The organism is Devosia lucknowensis (genome assembly GCF_900177655.1).
Classification (GTDB): domain Bacteria; phylum Pseudomonadota; class Alphaproteobacteria; order Rhizobiales; family Devosiaceae; genus Devosia; species Devosia lucknowensis.
In genome coordinates, this window is record NZ_FXWK01000001.1 from 72,914 (window position 1) to 89,794 (window position 16,881).

Sequence of the window (16,881 nt, forward strand, 5' to 3'; positions counted from 1 at the left end):
CCCGGCGCATGCCGGGCCTTTTGTTTCAGGGACGGTAGAGGAGCCTAGCCCTTCTCGATTAGGTCCCAGCGGTTCTGCTGGGTCAGGAGCGCCCGGACATAGGCCATGTTGCTCTCGACCTGTTCGGGCGGCAGTTCGGCCGCGTAGATGGCTCTCGCCTCATCGAAACGCCCCTGCAGCCCGATGACGAGGGCCAGGTTTTGTCGTGTCTGCGAGTTGGCACCGCGCATCTGCGTGGCGCGCCGCAGGTGCGTTTCGGCCGTGCGGAGTTCATTGGTCATGGCGAAGCTGAGGCCCAGATTGGTCTCGACGGACGCTTCGCCAGGCGCGATCACGGCTGCCTGCTGATAGGTCTTGCGAGCCTCATCATGGCGACCCATCTGGTCGAGTGTCGCACCCATCACGAGCAGCGCGTTCCAGTCGGGCGCATCGGGGCGAATGACATTCTGCAGGAGCTGCAGGGATTGCTCCAGCCGTCCCGAAGCCGTCAGCGCCTTGGCATATGCGACCGATAGCGCGATGTCTCCCGGATTGCGGCTAATGGCCTGCTCCAGCGCGGCAGTCGCCTGCTGCGGCTGGCCGGCGGCCCGTAGCGCTGCGGCGTACTGGATCACGACATTTCGATCGCCCGGATTGCGGCGATAGCGCTCGGTCAGCTGGCCAAGATTGGCTTGGCTCTGTGCGGCGCTCATTCCCGAATAGTCTGTGGACCCCAGTTGACCGCGATTGGATGCACAGGCCGAAAGAGCCAGGGCGGCAACGCCTGCCAGCAGCAGCGGCCGCATCGACCGGGCGATTTTAACGAACTTGGTCACGGGCGCACTCCCGGCTCTGGCCGAGCCGTAAAACATGATCCCGAGCAATAGATCATTAACCCTAACGCACGGTTAAACCGGGCTGTCGCAGCGTTGCCGACACCGGTGGCAGGGGCTAGAAGAGGGCGCATCACAGGAGTTCTCCCATGTCGTCTTCGTCTCCCACTCCCATCCATTTCCTGGCTGATGGCGGGCTCGATGGCTCAAGCATTTCCGAGGCGCATCTGGGCTGGGCACGCGCCAATGGCTTTACGGGTCAACGCGGACGCCTGCTGGCGTTGCCGGGCGAGCGGGGCGCGCTCGATGGCTATCTTTTCGGAACGGGCAAACCCGCTGGTCGCTCTCCTTTTTTGGCGGGTCTTGCCGCAACCGCTCTGCCAGCAGGCAACTATAGCCTCGCCGGCGATCTGGGCGATCCGACCTTGGCTTCCATCGGATTTCGCCTCGGCGCCTATCGCTTTGATCGCTACCGCGACGGCCAGACGGTGCCCACGCTGGTGTTGCCTGAAGCGGCAGACGAAGCTGAAGTCGACCGTCAGGTCGAAGCCGCAGTGCTGGCGCGTGATCTCATCAACACGCCGGCAAATGACCTCGGCCCCGACGCGCTGGAATCGGCGGTGCGCGACTTTGCCCGGCGCCACGGCATGTCCATCACCGTGACCGCTGGCGACGATCTACTCAGCGCCAACTTCCCAATGATCCATGCCGTAGGTCGGGCCAGCGCCCAGGCACCGCGCCTCATCGATCTCGCCTGGGGGAATGCAAGCCACCCCAAGGTCACTCTCGTTGGCAAGGGCGTGACGTTCGATACCGGTGGTCTCGACATCAAATCCGCCGCCGGCATGCTGATGATGAAAAAGGATATGGGCGGCGCCGCCAACATTCTGGGGCTTGCGCACACGATCATGTCCGCCAGTTTGCCCGTCCGCCTGCGCGTGCTGCTCCCGGTGGTCGAGAACGCCATTGCCGGGAATGCCTTCCGTCCGGGCGACGTGTTGCGCTCCCGTGCCGGAATCACGGTCGAGATCGGCAATACCGACGCCGAGGGCCGGCTCATCCTCGCCGATGCGCTGACGCTCGCCGACGAGGAAAACCCCGACCTGCTGATCGACATGGCGACCCTGACAGGCGCTGCACGCGTAGCCTTGGGTCCTGATCTTCCGGCGCTCTATTCGACGGATGACGCCGTTTCAGCCGGCCTCGTCACCGCTGGTCTCGCCGCCGAGGATCCGCTCTGGCCCATGCCGCTCTGGCACAATTACGACGCGCAGATGTCGTCCAAGATCGCCGACGTCAACAATGCCGGCTCCGGCGGCTATGCAGGCTCGGTGACGGCGGCACTGTTCCTGCGCCGCTTCGTCAAGAACGCTGGCGCCTGGGTGCATCTCGACATTTTTGGCTGGGCGCCGGAAGCCCGCCCGGGCCGTCCGGTGGGTGCGACTGACCAGGGCATCCGCGCCGTCTATGGCCTGCTGCGTCAGCGTTATCGCGGCTGAAGCCTACTGGCCGGGGGCTTCGCTTGAGGTGGGAGCGCCCGGGATCAGTTCGTTGGGCACTAAGCTATCGACGGCCGTCATCTGTTCGACGGCCGCATCGGTTGCCGGTCCGTGGCTCTTGGGGAACAGCAGCGGTGCCATGGCAAAGCCCACGACGACCAGCACGATCATGCCGATGCCGGCCCACTTCTTGTGCTTCTCGATGAATTCGCCCGCCGCCGGACCGAAGAAGTAGAACAGGCCGCACGGCACGAAGTAGCGCAGGCCACGCCCGATGATCCCGTAGATCACGAAGGTCCAGAGATCGAGGCCCGCGACTCCCGAGGTAATGGTGATCACCTTGTAGGGGATAGGGGAGAGCGCGCCGATCAGGATCATCAACGGACCGTTGTCGACGAAGCTCTGCCGCAGGCTCTCGAAGCCATTTGCCGCCCCGTAGAAATCGATGATTGCCCGTCCGACGCTGTCGAACAGGAAATAGCCGATCGCGTAGCCAGCGAGGCCACCCGCCACCGACGAGACGGTGCAGATCGCCGCAAGCCGCCAGGCCCGCATGCGGTCGGCAATGATCATCGGAGCCAGCATGATTTCTGGAAAGACCGGGATGATCATTGCTTCGAGGAAACACAGCGCCGCCAGGATCGGTTCGGCAAAGCGATGTTTGGTTGCGAGCTTCAGACGATCGTAGAGGCTCAGCTTTGCCGGAGCGGCGGTGGTCTCAGTCATGCGAACTCATAGTTAGGCTTCGTGGCCATGTTCGAACACATTCCACGGTCGCGCCAGTGAAATTTACGTGTCAGTAGCCGCGCGCGCGGTCCACGACATTGACCAGCGCCTTCCCCGCCTCGTGATCCCTCAGGACGCGCGAAAAATAGGCGACACCGCTCTGTTCGTTGGAAATCGCCGCGATGTGCGGGGTGATGTAGCAGTTCTTCTGCGTCCATAGGGGGCTGTCGGCAGGCAGCGGCTCGACTTCGAACACATCGAGGCTCGCGGCACCCAGAACCCCGTCGCGAAGGGCAGCGACGATATCGGCCTCCTTCTGATGCCCACCGCGGGCGGCATTGACGATGACCGGCCCGCCGGCGAGCTTATCCCGCCGCAGTTTGCCGAAAGTTTCGAGGTTGAGGATACCCGTCGTCTCCGGTGTCAGGGGCAACAGGTTCACCAGGATGTCCGTGCCGGCCAGAAAGGCGTCGAACTCCGCCTGGCCGGTGAACCCCTGAACACCTTCGATCGACTTGGCGGTGCGGCTCCAGCTCCTGAGATCGAATCCCAGCGGCCTCAAGCGGGCGGCGGCATCTTGCCCCAGCACGCCCATGCCCATGATCCCCACCGTGGTTTCACCAGCTGCCGGCGGATAGAACTGGCTCCATCGCCGCGCGTCCTGATCGTCGCGGAACCGGCTGAATTGCCGGTGATGCATGGTCACATGCGCCACTACATAGTCGCTCATGCGCTGGCTCAGGTCGCTGTCGACGAAACGCACGATTGGTGCATCCGGAAGCTTGGGATGCTTGAGCAGGGCATCGACACCGGCGCCCAGCGACAGCACTGCCTTGAGATTGTCGAGGCCATCGAAAGCGTCCGGCTTGGGCTTCCACACGAAGATGTAACGGATGTCGGCCGGATCGAAGTCATCGCCGCGCCGCACGACGGGGTAAGGTGCCAGGGCCTGGGCAAAGGCGCGGGCCCAGCTGGCTTCGTCGATATCGGACAGGTGCAGCAACAGCATCGAAGAACTCCATCAACGAAAAGGCCGCGCTTGCGGCGCGGCCCTCATATCATTCGGTACGGACCTGCCGGACTTACTGGTTGGCAGGTGCGGCAGGGGCCGCCGGAGACGTCGCCGGGGCCGGTGCGGGCGCGGTGCCGCTGGTGGTCGGCGTGCCCTGCACATTGGTCTCGGTCTGCGTCGTGGTCGGCGTGTCGGTGACGGCGGCCGGAGCCTGGGTCGTCTCCGACGCCGGAGCGGTCACTTCGGTCGGAGCGACTTCGCCTGCGGGTGCGTCTTCCACCGCAGTGCCTTCGGCAGCGGGTGCTGCTTCTCCTTCGGCGGGAGCCGCGGCAGCTTCAGGGGCGGGGAACGGCACGGGGCTGGCCGAAAGCGTCTGCAGATAGGCCAGGATGTCGGCGCGCTCTTCCGGCGAACGCACGCCGGCGAAGGCCATCTTGGTGCCCGGCGAATAGCCCTTGGGATTGGTCAGGAAGGCGTCGAGGTCTTCATAGGTCCAGGTCCGGCCTTCCTCGTGGTGCTGCACGAAGATGTCCGAATAGGCGAAGTTGTCGAGATGCGCCTGGGCATTGCCCACGATGCCGTAAAGGTTCGGGCCCTGCTTGTTGGCTTCGCCTTCGCCGAAGGTGTGGCACGACTGGCACTTGCGGACCGCGGATGCACCGCGATCGACGCTGGCAGTCGTCAGCAGCACGGCCAGCGGAACCGCCGGAGCTTCTTCAACGGCAGCGCCGGCTGCAGCGACTTCCGGTTCCGGCAGCGCATAGCCTGGGCCGCGATTTTCGATCGGGTGATAGATGGCTTCGGCCAGGAAGCCCACACCCATGACGAACAACAGGGTGCCGAGCACGGCGCCGATGATCTTGTTTAGCTCAAACGAATCCATTTGGTCTCTCTGCCGGTCCATCCCCGTGGACAATTATCCGAACCGGCCAAACATGAAATCCCCCAAAGGGGAATCCGCCTCAACCGGCCGGTGCGACGCGCGCGGAACATAGTATCAAGACGAGTGCAGGTGCAACAGGTCAAACCAGCGCAGTGTCAAATCTCTGAAGCATCAACGGCAATCGCCGACGCGACGCAAGTTTGGACCGGCCCGCAGCGGCGATCCCCCGGCGGCCACATTGACTCTCCCCAAGCCCCGCGCCAAAACCCCGCTCGACTTTACTTCCACGGATGATGTCTCCCATGACCAAGAAAATCGCATTCCAGGGTGAGCCCGGTGCCTTCAGCCACGCGGCGTCGGCCAATGTCTTTCCCGGTGAGGAATTTCTGGGCTGCGTTACGTTCGAGGAGACCCTTAATGCCGTGCAGACCGGCAAGGCCGACTTCGCCGTCGTGCCAGTCGAGAATTCGCTCTACGGCCGCATAACCGACATTCACCACCTTCTGCCCGAAAGCGGCCTCCATATCATCGGCGAGACCTATCTTCGCGTTGAGATGACGCTGCTCGGCGTGCCCGGAGCGCGCCTTGAGGACATCACGGCGGTCCAGTCGCTCTCCGTCGCATTGGGCCAATGCCGCAAGTTCATTTCGAGCCGCGGTCTGCGCACCATCAATGCGGTCGACACCGCCGGCTCGGCGCGCGAAGTGGCGCAGAAGGGCGAAAAGTCCGTGGCAGCAATTGCCTCGCGCTTCGCGGGCGAAATCTACGGCCTCAACGTCCTCGCCGAAAACATCGAGGACGCCGACCACAATACCACGCGCTTCCTGGTTCTTTCGCCCAAGGAAAAGCTGGCCTCCAACCAGGGCAAGGTGAAGACCACCTTCGTCTTCCGCGTGCGCAACGTGCCGGCGGCGCTCTACAAGGCCATGGGCGGCTTCGCCACCAATGGCGTCAACATGACCAAGCTCGAGAGCTACATGGTCGGCGGCGCCTTCACGGCCACGCAGTTCTATGCGGACATAGAAGGTCACCCCGACGACGTCAGCGTCCAGCATGCCTTTGAAGAGCTCGGCTTTTTCACCGATTACTTCCGCATCCTCGGCGTCTATCCCGCGGCGGACTGAGGCTGGTCGGCAGTCGCTGTCCCTAGGCCCACGCGATGGCGAGGGCGCTTCGGCCCGCACCGCTCCTCCAGAGGGCGTGGCCTTCGGTTTCCTTGCCGAAGGTAAGCTGCAGCGCGCGGCCGTTCAGTGCACGGCGCAGCGTCAGACCATGGTCCTGTTGTACATGCGACAGGGCCTTGTCAAAGAAGTCGGCCTCATCCCTGCGCAGGGCAAGCAGAAGGCGGGTCAGCGCGGCCTTGTGCCTGGCAAAGCCCTCGGCGCCGGCTGCCAATTTCGCTAGAACATCCCAGTCGACAGCCAGGCGATTGTCTGGATCAGTCAGCGCAAAGAAGGCTCCCTCGCCGCCACGATAGATATCCGGAAAACCGGGTAGCAGGCATTTGAGCGCGACTTGTGCCAGGGACAGGGCGTTCGCCGTCTCGATGATCGCGCTCAGTTCTCCGGGCGTGCGGTCTCGCCACTCGGACAGAAGGGCATCGGTGAAGCGGTCCGCCGCACTCTCGATCTGTTCGTCGGGCTTGGTCCAGAAGCTTTCGAGCTTGGCTTCGCGCAGTGCCTTCTGGTTGTGTTGGTGCAACCGGTCCGCCAGCGTGTGCGGGTCCTCCCCCCAGAGGGCGAGCACCGACTGCACGATGTACCAGCGCCATCGCGGCGAGAGTTCTGCTGGCGCCAACCGATCCGCATCCCGCACCAACCTGTCGAACGCATCGGCATGATGGCTGATGGCGACAAGGCGCATGCGACTGTCTTCCGAACGCTTGGTATCGTGCGTCGAGGTCAGCGTCATTTCGCTCGCGCGGCGACTGGCCAGAAATGCGTTTGCCTCGGCGTCGGACACCGTGGGCTCGTCGGGTTCGGCGCCCACTTCGTTTGCGGCAAGATAGCGCGACCAGCGAAACCCTGCCGTGTCTTCCTGCGCCTTGGCGAGCAGCGCGCCCGAAACCTGCTGCAGGCGGATAGCGAACCGCATGTCGCTATCGGTAACCGGCTGCTTGATGTGTTCGCCCAATCTCCGAACGACCCGCGATGATCGCAACCGTGACGCGGCCTGATCGACGATCGCGTCGATCAGGGATTTGTCCTCCCCCGAAGCACCTTTGGCGTCTACATAGGTCCGGTAGCGCGGCATGCAGATCAGCAGCTCGCAGATTGCTTCGCGCAGTGCCTCCGGGCCGGCCTCGACGCTACCGTCGTCGGCAAGCGCTGCATCAGCCAGGTTCACCAGCTGGTGGAGCTCGGCAGAAAGGTCGAACTGGAGAATATCGCGCTTGGCCGTGGTGAGGGCCTCGCGGAAATTCTCGCCAAGCCCGGTATAATTGCGCCAATGCGTGTCTATCCGCGCAATCCCGTCCCGGTCGGTCAGAAGCCGCGCTATGAGACGCGCCGCCTCATAGCCCGTCGTGCCCACGGTTTTCCACGCCGGGTCGAGTGTTTCCTGACCGACCAGGATTTTTTCTACCCAGATCGGCGTGTCAGGCAGGGCGGGACTCAGCCTCTCGAGGTAGCCTTTGGGATCGGACAGCCCATCGATGTGGTCGACCCGCAATCCGTCGACCAATCCCTGTCGCACAAGCTTGAGGATAAGTTTGTGGGTGGCGGCGAACACATCCGGGTCTTCCACCCTCATGCCGATCAGCGAGGTGACATTGAAGAACCGTCGATGCGTGATGCCGTCGCGTTCCGTCTCCCAATGCCGGAGCCGCCAATGCTGCGCACGCAAGAGGTCCTCGAGGTCTTGGGAAGACTGCGCAGCCTGCGGTCCCGTCGCCGATAGCGGTACCCGTGTCTCGCCAAATTCCAGATAGCCGCTCCGCGCTTGCAGTTGGCCGAGGGAAATCATCTGCCCAATCGGTTCGGGCAGGAACGGCAGAACCAGTGGCCCCCTTGACCAATCTATATCGAAGTAGGGGGCATACTCGCTCGCCTGCCCATGCCGCAGGACATCCGCGAGCCACTGGTTTTCCAGCACGAAGGCAGTGTGGTTGGGGACGATGTCGAGAATGAGCCCGAGCCCGGTCGTATGGGCGGACTGCGCCAACCGCTCGAAACCCTCGATCCCTCCCAGGGATGGGTCCACCACCGTGGGGCCGAGCACGTCATAGCCGTGCGTCGATCCTGCCGGAGCACGAAAGATCGGCGACAGGTAAAGGTGCGAAATGCCCAACTCTTTGATGTAGCGGAGCTGCTTTTCGATCCGTTCAAAGGTTACCCCTTCGCGAAACTGGATGCGATAGGTCGCCGAGGGGATGGGATTGATCATTTGCGGTCCTGGGAGGCGGGCGAAAAGCACACAGCGCGTAATGGCATCGGGGGCGGGTGGTTCCAAGCTTATGCGTTGACACGCCGGACGTCCCGGTTATGGTCCGCGCGATTGAATTCCCTTCAGGATCGCCCATGTCGCACGCCCAACTCGCTCAGATCATCGACACCGCCTTCGAGAACCGCGCCGAGATCAACTTCGGCACGCAGGGCGAGGTGCGCGATGCCGTCAACGAGGCCCTGAACCTGCTTGATAGCGGTCAGGCCCGTGTGGCCGAGAAGGTGGATGGCAAGTGGCAGGTCAACCAGTGGCTCAAGCGCGCGGTGCTGCTCTCGTTCCGCCTCAACGATAACGTGCCGATGTCGGGTGGCCCGCAGCAGTCGACCTGGTGGGACAAGGTCCCCACCAAGTTCGAGGGCTGGAGCGAGAACACCTGGCGCACCGCTGGTTTCCGCGCCGTGCCCGGATCCATCGTCCGCAAGTCTGCCTTTGTCGGCAAGGGCGCCATCCTGATGCCGAGTTTCGTCAATCTGGGCGCCTATGTCGATGAAGGCACCATGGTCGACACCTGGGTGACGGTCGGCTCATGCGCCCAAATCGGCAAAAACGTTCACCTGTCCGGCGGCGTAGGCATTGGTGGCGTGCTTGAGCCCCTGCAGGCGGGCCCCACCATCATCGAAGACAACTGCTTCATCGGTGCACGTTCGGAAATCGTCGAAGGCGTGGTCGTGGGCGAGGGCTCGGTCGTGTCCATGGGCGTCTTCATCGGTGCCTCCACCAAGGTGGTGAACCGCCAGACCGGCGAGATCCACATGGGCTATGTGCCGCCCTATTCCGTCGTGGTTTCGGGCAGCCTGCCCGGCAAGCCGCTGCCCGATGGCAGCCCCGGCCCGAACCTCTATTGCGCCGTCATCGTCAAGACAGTCGATGCCCAGACGCGGTCCAAGACCGGCATCAACGATTTGTTGCGCGACTAGGCGACCTCCATGGCAATCGACCCTGTCGATCTTCTCGGGCGCCTGATTTCCTGCCCTTCGGTGACGCCCGAAGAAGCCGGTGCGCTCGACCTGCTGCAGGCCGAACTCGAGGCGATCGGCTTTTCGGTGACGCGCCTGCCCTTCGACGGCGACGGATCATATCCGGTCGACAATCTTTTTGCGACGCGCGGGCAGGGCGGTCGCCGTCTGCTTTTTGCCGGGCATACCGATGTGGTTCCGCCCGGCGATACCGTTCACTGGACGTCCGATCCGTTCGTGCCGCGCATTGCCGACGGGCGCATATATGGTCGCGGCGCTGCCGACATGAAATCCGGCATCGCCGCCTTCGTGGCGGCCTGTGCCGCCATTCCGCCCGAAGCCGGTACCATCCAGCTCGCCATCACCAATGACGAGGAAGCCGATGCCGTTAACGGCACGGAAAAGCTGGTGCGCTGGATGGCGAACAACGACCACGGCTTCGATTTCGCCATCGTCGGCGAACCCAGCTCCACCGAAACGCTGGGCGACAGCATCAAGATCGGCCGACGCGGCTCGTTCTCGGGCAAGATCACGGTAACGGGTACGCAAGGCCATGTCGCCTATCCACACAAGGCCAACAACCCGCTGCCCGTTCTGGCGGCGGTTGCCACGGCCCTGTCGACTGAGAAACTAGACGACGGGACGGCGCATTTTCCGGCCAGCAATCTGGAACTGACCACTATTGACGTCGCAAATCCAGTGTCCAACGTCATCCCCATGAGCGGCACGTTGCGTTTCAACATCCGCTACAATGACCTCTGGACGCCAGAGTCCCTGGCCGACTGGGTACGGGATCGACTGGCCTCGGTTGACGCGAGGGGCACAGAGATCGACTTCGAAGTATCCGGCGTTCCCTCGCGCTCGTTCCTTTCGCCGCTGGGCAGCGACATCGACACGCTTTCGGCCGTCCTCGCTGAACGCACCGGCAAGGTGCCGGAATATTCCACCGGCGGCGGCACATCCGATGCCCGCTTCATCGCCCAATACGGACCGGTAGTGGAGTGCGGTCTCGTCGGCCCATCCATGCACAAGGCCGATGAGCACATTGCCATTGCCGACCTTACGGGCCTGACCGAAATCTATGCTAGCTTCATCCGCCGCTTTTTCACGGAAAGCCGCGCATGACGATCTTGAGGGCGCTTCAGCAGGCCTTCTACGGCTGGATCATGATCATCCGCGGCGAACTCCTGTGGCAGGATCGCTTCCGGTTGACGATCCCCGGCCTCGCCACCGCGCTGGTGCTGTTTTATGTCTTCGCCATTCTCGCTGTGGTTCTCGCGTCACTCGACATGGGCGTGCCCACGGCGATGGGCTTCGTGGTGTTTCTCCTCTATCAGTCACTGTGGCTGGCCTCCTTGCTGATCGGCGTCTTCGGCACGCGCTTTGCCATCAAGGACCGCGGTCCGGTACTGCCTCTGCTCGTTCCCGGCGTTTACGCGCTCACCTTCTACCTCATCCTCGGCGCGCTTGTTTCGTTGGCGATCCCTTTCCTTCTACCGCTGCTCTGGCTGGGCCTGATCGTTATGCTTTTCAGGCTCGGCCGTGTGGCCGGCAACTGGAGCTTCGGCGTTTCGGCAGCTTTCGGAGTGTTGACCGTGCTTCTTCTTGTCGGGACGCCCATCGCGCTCTACATGATGCCAGCGCCCGTTCCCGCCGCCTGAGACGAGTCCCGCCTTGCCCCAGCCCAATTTAAGTTTTCTCGAAGAAGCCCGCGACGCAGCCCTCGGTACATGGGCGCTGGTCCTGGGTCGCCAGGAAGCCCCGCGTTACTTCGATTTCTCGATGCGCGGTGTCATCGGCAGCTTCATTGCACTGATCATCGGCATTGGGGTCAGCGTCTTTGGGCCGATGCTCGTTGGCGTGGCATCGCCCGCCGGAGCCGCCACCAGCATGACGATGCTGTCGGTCGTCCTCTATGTCTTCCAGATCGGCGCGGCCTATGTCGTGCTCAACATGATGGGTCGGCTCGACGGCTTCATGCCCTATCTGGTTGCCGATAACTGGGTGAACTTCTTCGTCGCCCTGGCAGGATCCATCGCCATCATCTTTCTGGGTGGCAGCGATATCATGCTCATCGTCATGGGCATCGTCGCCATCATCATCGAGGTCAATATCGCGCGGCGCATCGTTACCTTGGCGCCGATGCAGATTGCCATCTTCATCGTCGCGCAGGTGGTGGCCAACTTCATCGGCCTGCTGCTGTTCGGTGGTCTTATGCTTCAGGCCCTTGGGCCACTGCCCGCGGCATCATAGTCGACGCCGGTCAGGTAAAGGCCGCTCGACGGCGCCATCGGGCCGCAACGCCGGCGATCGGCGGCATCGAGAGCGGCGCGGAAATCGGCCGGGCTCCATTTTCCGTCGCCCACCAGCTTGAGTGAGCCGACCATCGACCGGACCTGGTGGTGGAGGAAGCTGCGCGCGCTGGCGGTAATGGAAATCACCTCGCCGTCGCCGGACACATCGAAAGCGTCCAGCGTGCGGATCGGCGAATTGGCCTGGCATTCCGATGAGCGAAAAGTCGAGAAATCGTGGTGTCCCAGGATCAGCTGCGCGGCCTTGTGCATGCGCGTCGGGTCGAGCGGCATGGGCACATGCCAGACCTGGTTGCGCTCGATCGCTGCTGGCGCTCTGCGGTTGAGGATGCGGTACTCGTAGTGCCGCGCCGTCGCAGAGAACCGTGCTTCGAAATCGTGTCCGACACCCTGGCAATCGATGACCACGACCGGATGCGGCCTGAGGTGGTAATTGAGCGCCTCGCGAACGCGGAACGGATCCCAATCCTTCGATAAATCGAAATGCGCGACCTGGCCGAGTGCATGCACACCGGCGTCGGTCCTTCCCGCGGCCTGCGTGGTCACGGTTTCGCCCGAGAACCGCTCGATCGCCTCTTCCAGCGCCTGCTGGACGCTCATCCTGTCAGCCTGGCGTTGCCAGCCGCAGAACGGCGTGCCGTCATATTCTATTATGAGCTTGAAGCGCGCCATTAGCTGACTTTGGCTGGCAGAGGGCCCGCGCCCCGCAGGAAGGTTGCGGCATCCATCATACCCTTGCCTTCGCGCTGCACCTGGGTAAGCCGGATGGCACCGTTGCCGCAGGCGATCACCAGATTGTCGCCGAGCAATGCGCCGGGCTGGCCGATGCCCTCCGCAATGCTCGACCGGAGCGCCTTGATGCGCACGGTCTTGCCGCCGAGTTCCATTTCGAACCAGGCGCCCGGAAATGGCGAAAGACCGCGAACAAGATTGTGCACCTCTTCCGAAGATTTGGCGAAATCGATCCTGGCCTCTGCCTTGTCGATTTTGGCGGCATAGGTTTCGCCGCTGTTGGGCTGCGGAGTAAAATCGAGGCTGCCGCGTTCGAGCGCCGCGAGGGCCCGACCCATCAGATCGGCACCAACGCGCATCATCTGGTCATGCAGTTCGCCGGCCGTCATGTCGGGTGCAATCGGGATGATTTCGGTAGGGCCCATCGCGCCGGTATCGAGGCCCTCATCCATCTGCATGACGACGATGCCGGTCTGGGAGTCGCCAGCCATGATCGCCCGTTGAATGGGCGCGGCGCCGCGCCAGCGCGGTAGCAGCGAGCCGTGAAGATTGAGACATCCGTATTCCGGCGCATCGAGAACCGCCTTGGGCAGGATCAACCCGTAGGCAACGACCACGGCCACTTCGGCGCCGAGGGACGCAAACTGCGCCTGTTCCGTCTCGCCCTTGAGCGAGCGCGGCGTGAACACGGGAATGCCGAAGGCCTCGGCCGTTTCATGCACGGGCGACTTGCGCTCGGCCTGGCCGCGTCCGGCCGGCTTGGGTGCGCGGGTATAGACCGCTACGACCTCGTGTCCCGCCGAAACGATCTCGGTCAGGGTCGGAACGGAAAAATCCGGCGTTCCCATGAAGACGACGCGCATTTAAAGCCTCACTGAACTTCGATACCCCCGTCTTCGTCATTGCCCGGCTTGTTCGGGCAATCCACTCTGGGCATCGCATGGATCACCGGGACAGGCCCGGTGATGACCGAGGAGCGGCCAAGGTGTTCTGGCGCGCTTACCGCGCAGCCAGCTTTGCCTGCTTGTCGAACTTCTTGATCACGCGGTCGCGCTTGAGGCGGCTGAGATAGTCGATGTAGAGCACGCCATCGAGGTGGTCGAGTTCGTGCTGGATGCAGACGGCCAGCTTTCCTTCCGCTTCCTTGGTGACTTCCTTGCCCTCGAGATCCGTGTATTTCACCGTCACGTCGTTGGGTCGCTCGACTTCGTAATAGAGCTCGGGAATGGAGAGGCACCCCTCTTCGGTAACCTGCATCTGATCGCCGAAATGGGTGATCTCGGGATTGATCATCACCAGCGGTGCGGCGGGTTCGCCTTCGCCGGCCAGGTCCATCACCACGATCCGCTTCATGACGCCGATCTGCGGCGCAGCAAGGCCGATGCCGGGAGCATCATACATCGTATCCAGCATGTCCTTGGCGAGCGTCTTGATTTCGTCATCGACCTCGATGATCGGGTCGGCGACAGCGCGCAGTCGGGCATCGGGAATGACGAGAATTGGGCGGATGGCCATGGCAAAAGTCCGGCGGAGAAAGGATTGCTCCCGATATGGCCATTTCCGCCTTCGCGGTCAACTCCGGAGCGCCGGATGCGCGACGAGATCGGGAACATTTTAAGAACGCGAGAATCGGAATAGACTGCCGGCATGCGCGATCTCGACACCATTCTCTTCATGCTGGGCGACTTGCCCGTTACTTTCAGGCTGGCTTTGCTGGCAGGCGGCGTGGTGCTGCTCGTCACGCTTGTCGCCTTCCTCGTTACGTCGGCCCGCAACAGTGCGCTGCGGGCAGATATCGCCGCCCGCGAGGCCAGCGAGAACCTGAAGGCCAATTTCCTCGAACAGGTGGCTACCCGCGACGTCCGCATCAGGGACCTCGAAATTCAAGTCGAACGAGAACGCGAGCGATTAGGCGACCTTCTTGACGCCGAGCGCGAGAAGTCCGGCGGACTGCAGTCCGAGCTTGCAGCAATGCGCACCCGGCTCGATGAGCAGGCGCGGCAGAACGAGGCAAACCTCAAGCGCTTCCTGGAGGCGCGCCAGCAGATGACGGATGAGTTTAAGGCGATCGCCGGCGATGTGCTGCGCTCTCACAGCGAAACCTTCACCAAGCAGAACCGGGATCAGGTCGATACCCTGCTCAAACCCTTGCAGGACAAGATCACCGAGTTCCACAAGAACCTGCTCGAGGATCGGTCGGCCATGGGCGAGCGCATCCGTGCCCTGGCGGAGAGCAATCTTCAGATCACGACCGAGGCGCAGAACCTGACGCGGGCCCTCAAGGGCAACTCGCAGACCCAGGGCGCTTGGGGCGAGATGATCCTCTCGACCATCCTCGAACAGTCGGGCCTGCGCGAGGGCGAACAGTATTTCACCCAGCAGAGCCATACCGGCGAGGATGGACAGCGCGTCCGCACAGATGTCGAGATCCTGATGCCCAATGGCGATCGACTGGTGATCGACTCCAAGGTGTCGCTGACCGCCTTCGAGGCCTTCGTCAACAGCGAGGACCTCGACCGCGATCAGCACCTGCGCGCCCACATCACTTCGGTGCGCGGCCATATCACGACGCTGGGCGAAAAGACCTATCACCGCGCTGCCAAATCCAGCCTCGACTACGTGATGATGTTCGTGCCTATCGAGAGTGCCCTTGCAACCGCCATTCAGCACGATGCCAAGCTGGTCGAATTCGGCATGGGAAAAGGCGTGATGCTGACGACGCCGACCACGCTGATGACCGTATTGCGGACCGTGCGCAATGTCTGGGACATCGAAAAGCGCCACCAGAATGCCGAGGAGATCGCCGAACGCGCAGGGCAGCTCTACGACAAGGTCGCCGGGTTCCTGGGCACGATGGACAAACTCGGCGGACACCTCGACAAGGCACGCTCCAGCTTCGACGACGCGCGCAACCAGCTTTCCTCGGGCCGTGGCAATGTCGTGCGTCAGGTCGAGATGCTGCGCGAACTCGGCGCCAAATCGAGCAAGTCCATTCCTGGCGGCTGGGACGGCGGCACCGACGAAAAGCCGGCCTTGCGCGTCGTCGGTGACGATCCGGGCGATCTCAACTAACTCTTGGCCGCGCTGAGTTCGCTGCGGCTTTTCAGTACTTTATCCCCATCCTCCTGCTCGATCAGGTAGGCCGGCTCCTTGCTGCTCGCCTCGCGGGTTACCTCTGTACCCTTGATGGTGCGCGTCACTTTCTGGGTGAAGCGCTCGACGATCTTGCCTGATGCCGTGTGGGCACCCCAGGCCCAGCTGACTTTCGAACCCTTGCGAAAAGCCATTCTTGTCTCCGATCACAATCCTTTTCTCTGGCGAAACGCTTCGGAAGCCGCGGCGTTCATTGTGAAGCGAACACCAAACGGGAGACCGACCATGGTTCAGCATCACGACAATTCCGATCCGCTCATGCCCTATGACGCTACTTTCGACGCGACCGAGCAGATTTCCCTTGGCCTGCCCTATAGCCAGGACGAGATCGAAGACCTGCTCTATGGAAGCGATCGTCCGGTCGAGGAGCGGATCGACCGGCTCAAGGAAATGCGGGCTGAGCTCGCTACGCGCGAAAGCGGTGACTTCGGAGATCAGGATCCCAGGGACATGATCGGCGAAATCGATCGCGCCATCACTGAGTTAAGTGCCGACTCCGAGCAAGCCAACGAGAATGGCGAGCTTGATGCGGCTGTCGATATCGACCCTGCCGACCACCTCGACGCGCTATCGCCCGACGACGTCGATGCGCGGCAAGCCCTTATCGGAGAAGAAGAATTTTATGACGAGGAAGAGGAAGGTCCGGCGGACGACGACAATGCCTGGCACGGCAGCGACGAGTTCAAGCTCGACCTTCACTAGATCTCGGTACGCGCCCTAAGTGCTTGACTTAGCGTGCCTTCGTCGAGGTAGTCGAGCTCGCCGCCGACCGGTACGCCATGCGCGAGGCGGGTGACCCTGATCTGGGTGCCCGCCAACCGGTCGGTGATGTAATGGGCGGTGGTCTGCCCTTCGACCGTGGCGTTCATCGCCAGGACGATTTCGGTGTAGTCATGGGCACGGCCGATCAATCCATCGAGGTTGAGATCGTCGGGCCCGACGCCGTCGAGTGGGGACAGCACGCCCCCCAGGACATGGTAACGCACCTGTCCGACGCCGGCGCGCTCGAGCGCCCAGAGGTCAGCAACATCTTCTACCACAATGAGAATTCCGCTCTCGCCGCGCCGCGCGTCGGCGCAGATGGAGCAGGGACTGATGGTATCGACATTGCCGCATACCTCACAGGTCCGGACGGCTTCGACCGCCCGGTCCAACGCCGCGGAAAGGGGCAGCATCAGCTGCTCTTTCTTCTTGATCAGGTGCAGGACGGCCCGGCGGGCCGAACGGGGACCCAAACCTGGCAATCTTGCCAGCAATTGGATCAATTGTTCGATTTCTGGTCCGCCGGAAGGCATCGGATCGTCACCGCAAGAGGGAATTTGCTAGCAGACTGCTAACGTTTGGCCACGCCA

General features: G+C 62.7%; 18 protein-coding genes. 8 read left to right on the plus strand and 10 right to left on the minus strand.

Going from position 1 to position 16,881, the window contains the following annotated elements:
* Positions 1-44: 44 nt before the first annotated feature.
* Entirely contained in the window at positions 45-815 is a 771-nt protein-coding gene (locus CCK88_RS00350) for a tetratricopeptide repeat protein (protein WP_170926297.1), read from the minus strand.
* Positions 816-961: 146 nt separating this feature from the next.
* Here CCK88_RS00350 and CCK88_RS00355 point away from each other — a divergent pair, with 146 nt between their 5' ends.
* Positions 962-2,311: a leucyl aminopeptidase family protein gene (locus CCK88_RS00355; RefSeq protein ID WP_086468582.1), complete on the plus strand. Its 1,350-nt coding sequence runs from the start codon at positions 962-964 to the stop codon at positions 2,309-2,311.
* A gap of 3 nt (positions 2,312-2,314) precedes the next feature.
* Here CCK88_RS00355 and CCK88_RS00360 read toward each other — a convergent pair whose 3' ends face one another.
* The 3 genes from CCK88_RS00360 to CCK88_RS00370 form a co-directional block, all read right to left on the minus strand.
* Positions 2,315-3,037 (minus strand): YqaA family protein, encoded by a 723-nt coding sequence (locus tag CCK88_RS00360; RefSeq protein ID WP_086468583.1) that lies wholly within the window; start codon positions 3,035-3,037, stop codon positions 2,315-2,317.
* 70 nt (positions 3,038-3,107) lie between these two features.
* A complete protein-coding gene (locus CCK88_RS00365; protein WP_086468584.1) occupies positions 3,108-4,046 on the minus strand; it encodes a 2-hydroxyacid dehydrogenase in 939 nt (312 codons plus the stop codon).
* A gap of 73 nt (positions 4,047-4,119) precedes the next feature.
* Positions 4,120-4,932, minus strand: coding sequence for a c-type cytochrome (locus CCK88_RS00370; protein WP_086468585.1), 813 nt, complete (start codon positions 4,930-4,932; stop codon positions 4,120-4,122).
* 302 nt (positions 4,933-5,234) lie between these two features.
* Between CCK88_RS00370 and CCK88_RS00375 the strand changes: the two genes are divergently transcribed.
* Positions 5,235-6,056: a prephenate dehydratase gene (locus CCK88_RS00375; RefSeq protein ID WP_086468586.1), complete on the plus strand. Its 822-nt coding sequence runs from the start codon at positions 5,235-5,237 to the stop codon at positions 6,054-6,056.
* A gap of 22 nt (positions 6,057-6,078) precedes the next feature.
* On the opposite strand, the gene treY is transcribed toward CCK88_RS00375, so the two are convergent.
* Positions 6,079-8,316, minus strand: a complete 2,238-nt coding sequence (treY, locus tag CCK88_RS00380) for a malto-oligosyltrehalose synthase (protein ID WP_086468587.1) — start codon at positions 8,314-8,316, stop codon at positions 6,079-6,081.
* Positions 8,317-8,450: 134 nt separating this feature from the next.
* Here treY and dapD point away from each other — a divergent pair, with 134 nt between their 5' ends.
* Genes dapD through CCK88_RS00400 form a run of 4 tightly spaced genes read left to right on the plus strand, consistent with a single transcriptional unit; the run spans position 8,451 to position 11,585 of the window.
* Positions 8,451-9,293, plus strand: coding sequence for a 2,3,4,5-tetrahydropyridine-2,6-dicarboxylate N-succinyltransferase (gene dapD, locus CCK88_RS00385; protein WP_086468588.1), 843 nt, complete (start codon positions 8,451-8,453; stop codon positions 9,291-9,293).
* A gap of 9 nt (positions 9,294-9,302) precedes the next feature.
* On the plus strand, positions 9,303-10,457 hold the full coding sequence (gene dapE, locus CCK88_RS00390; protein ID WP_086468589.1) for a succinyl-diaminopimelate desuccinylase: 1,155 nt from the start codon (positions 9,303-9,305) through the stop codon (positions 10,455-10,457).
* On the plus strand, positions 10,454-10,993 hold the full coding sequence (locus tag CCK88_RS00395; RefSeq protein ID WP_086468590.1) for a hypothetical protein: 540 nt from the start codon (positions 10,454-10,456) through the stop codon (positions 10,991-10,993). Before dapE ends, CCK88_RS00395 begins: the two co-directional genes overlap by 4 nt.
* 13 nt (positions 10,994-11,006) lie before the next feature.
* Positions 11,007-11,585 (plus strand): hypothetical protein, encoded by a 579-nt coding sequence (locus CCK88_RS00400; protein ID WP_086468591.1) that lies wholly within the window; start codon positions 11,007-11,009, stop codon positions 11,583-11,585.
* On the opposite strand, the gene truA is transcribed toward CCK88_RS00400, so the two are convergent.
* The 3 genes from truA to def all read right to left on the minus strand — a co-directional run bounded on the left by truA (position 11,552) and on the right by def (position 13,891).
* Positions 11,552-12,316 carry a tRNA pseudouridine(38-40) synthase TruA gene (truA, locus tag CCK88_RS00405; protein ID WP_086468592.1) on the minus strand — a complete coding sequence of 255 codons (765 nt, stop codon included), beginning with the start codon at positions 12,314-12,316 and terminating at the stop codon, positions 11,552-11,554. The genes CCK88_RS00400 and truA overlap by 34 nt on opposite strands.
* A complete protein-coding gene (fmt, locus tag CCK88_RS00410) occupies positions 12,316-13,239 on the minus strand; it encodes a methionyl-tRNA formyltransferase (protein WP_086468593.1) in 924 nt (307 codons plus the stop codon). Before fmt ends, truA begins: the two co-directional genes overlap by 1 nt.
* A 136-nt stretch (positions 13,240-13,375) precedes the next feature.
* A complete protein-coding gene (gene def, locus CCK88_RS00415; protein ID WP_086468594.1) occupies positions 13,376-13,891 on the minus strand; it encodes a peptide deformylase in 516 nt (171 codons plus the stop codon).
* A gap of 132 nt (positions 13,892-14,023) precedes the next feature.
* On the opposite strand from def, the gene CCK88_RS00420 reads away from it, so the two are divergent.
* The gene (locus CCK88_RS00420; RefSeq protein ID WP_086468595.1) at positions 14,024-15,448 is read left to right on the plus strand and encodes a DNA recombination protein RmuC; all 1,425 of its coding nucleotides are present in this window, start codon (positions 14,024-14,026) and stop codon (positions 15,446-15,448) included.
* On the opposite strand, the gene CCK88_RS00425 is transcribed toward CCK88_RS00420, so the two are convergent.
* Entirely contained in the window at positions 15,445-15,663 is a 219-nt protein-coding gene (locus tag CCK88_RS00425) for a hypervirulence associated TUDOR domain-containing protein (protein WP_086468596.1), read from the minus strand. The genes CCK88_RS00420 and CCK88_RS00425 overlap by 4 nt on opposite strands.
* A gap of 91 nt (positions 15,664-15,754) precedes the next feature.
* On the opposite strand from CCK88_RS00425, the gene CCK88_RS00430 reads away from it, so the two are divergent.
* Positions 15,755-16,231, plus strand: coding sequence for a hypothetical protein (locus tag CCK88_RS00430; RefSeq protein ID WP_086468597.1), 477 nt, complete (start codon positions 15,755-15,757; stop codon positions 16,229-16,231).
* On the opposite strand, the gene recR is transcribed toward CCK88_RS00430, so the two are convergent.
* Positions 16,228-16,824: a recombination mediator RecR gene (recR, locus tag CCK88_RS00435; RefSeq protein ID WP_086468598.1), complete on the minus strand. Its 597-nt coding sequence runs from the start codon at positions 16,822-16,824 to the stop codon at positions 16,228-16,230. The genes CCK88_RS00430 and recR overlap by 4 nt on opposite strands.
* Positions 16,825-16,881 lie beyond the last annotated feature (57 nt).

What these genes read in the sequence shown, in the direction of transcription:
- truA (WP_086468592.1), bottom strand. Translation starts at nt 12,316, where the DNA reads ATGGCGCGCTTCAAGCTCATAATAGAATATGACGGCACGCCGTTCTGC.
- recR (WP_086468598.1), bottom strand. Translation starts at nt 16,824, where the DNA reads ATGCCTTCCGGCGGACCAGAAATCGAACAATTGATCCAATTGCTGGCA.
- CCK88_RS00420 (WP_086468595.1), top strand. Translation starts at nt 14,024, where the DNA reads ATGCGCGATCTCGACACCATTCTCTTCATGCTGGGCGACTTGCCCGTT.
- CCK88_RS00370 (WP_086468585.1), bottom strand. Translation starts at nt 4,932, where the DNA reads ATGGATTCGTTTGAGCTAAACAAGATCATCGGCGCCGTGCTCGGCACC.
- CCK88_RS00425 (WP_086468596.1), bottom strand. Translation starts at nt 15,663, where the DNA reads ATGGCTTTTCGCAAGGGTTCGAAAGTCAGCTGGGCCTGGGGTGCCCAC.
- CCK88_RS00430 (WP_086468597.1), top strand. Translation starts at nt 15,755, where the DNA reads ATGGTTCAGCATCACGACAATTCCGATCCGCTCATGCCCTATGACGCT.
- CCK88_RS00365 (WP_086468584.1), bottom strand. Translation starts at nt 4,046, where the DNA reads ATGCTGTTGCTGCACCTGTCCGATATCGACGAAGCCAGCTGGGCCCGC.
- CCK88_RS00360 (WP_086468583.1), bottom strand. Translation starts at nt 3,037, where the DNA reads ATGACTGAGACCACCGCCGCTCCGGCAAAGCTGAGCCTCTACGATCGT.
- treY (WP_086468587.1), bottom strand. Translation starts at nt 8,316, where the DNA reads ATGATCAATCCCATCCCCTCGGCGACCTATCGCATCCAGTTTCGCGAA.
- CCK88_RS00395 (WP_086468590.1), top strand. Translation starts at nt 10,454, where the DNA reads ATGACGATCTTGAGGGCGCTTCAGCAGGCCTTCTACGGCTGGATCATG.
- CCK88_RS00375 (WP_086468586.1), top strand. Translation starts at nt 5,235, where the DNA reads ATGACCAAGAAAATCGCATTCCAGGGTGAGCCCGGTGCCTTCAGCCAC.
- def (WP_086468594.1), bottom strand. Translation starts at nt 13,891, where the DNA reads ATGGCCATCCGCCCAATTCTCGTCATTCCCGATGCCCGACTGCGCGCT.
- fmt (WP_086468593.1), bottom strand. Translation starts at nt 13,239, where the DNA reads ATGCGCGTCGTCTTCATGGGAACGCCGGATTTTTCCGTTCCGACCCTG.
- dapE (WP_086468589.1), top strand. Translation starts at nt 9,303, where the DNA reads ATGGCAATCGACCCTGTCGATCTTCTCGGGCGCCTGATTTCCTGCCCT.
- CCK88_RS00355 (WP_086468582.1), top strand. Translation starts at nt 962, where the DNA reads ATGTCGTCTTCGTCTCCCACTCCCATCCATTTCCTGGCTGATGGCGGG.
- dapD (WP_086468588.1), top strand. Translation starts at nt 8,451, where the DNA reads ATGTCGCACGCCCAACTCGCTCAGATCATCGACACCGCCTTCGAGAAC.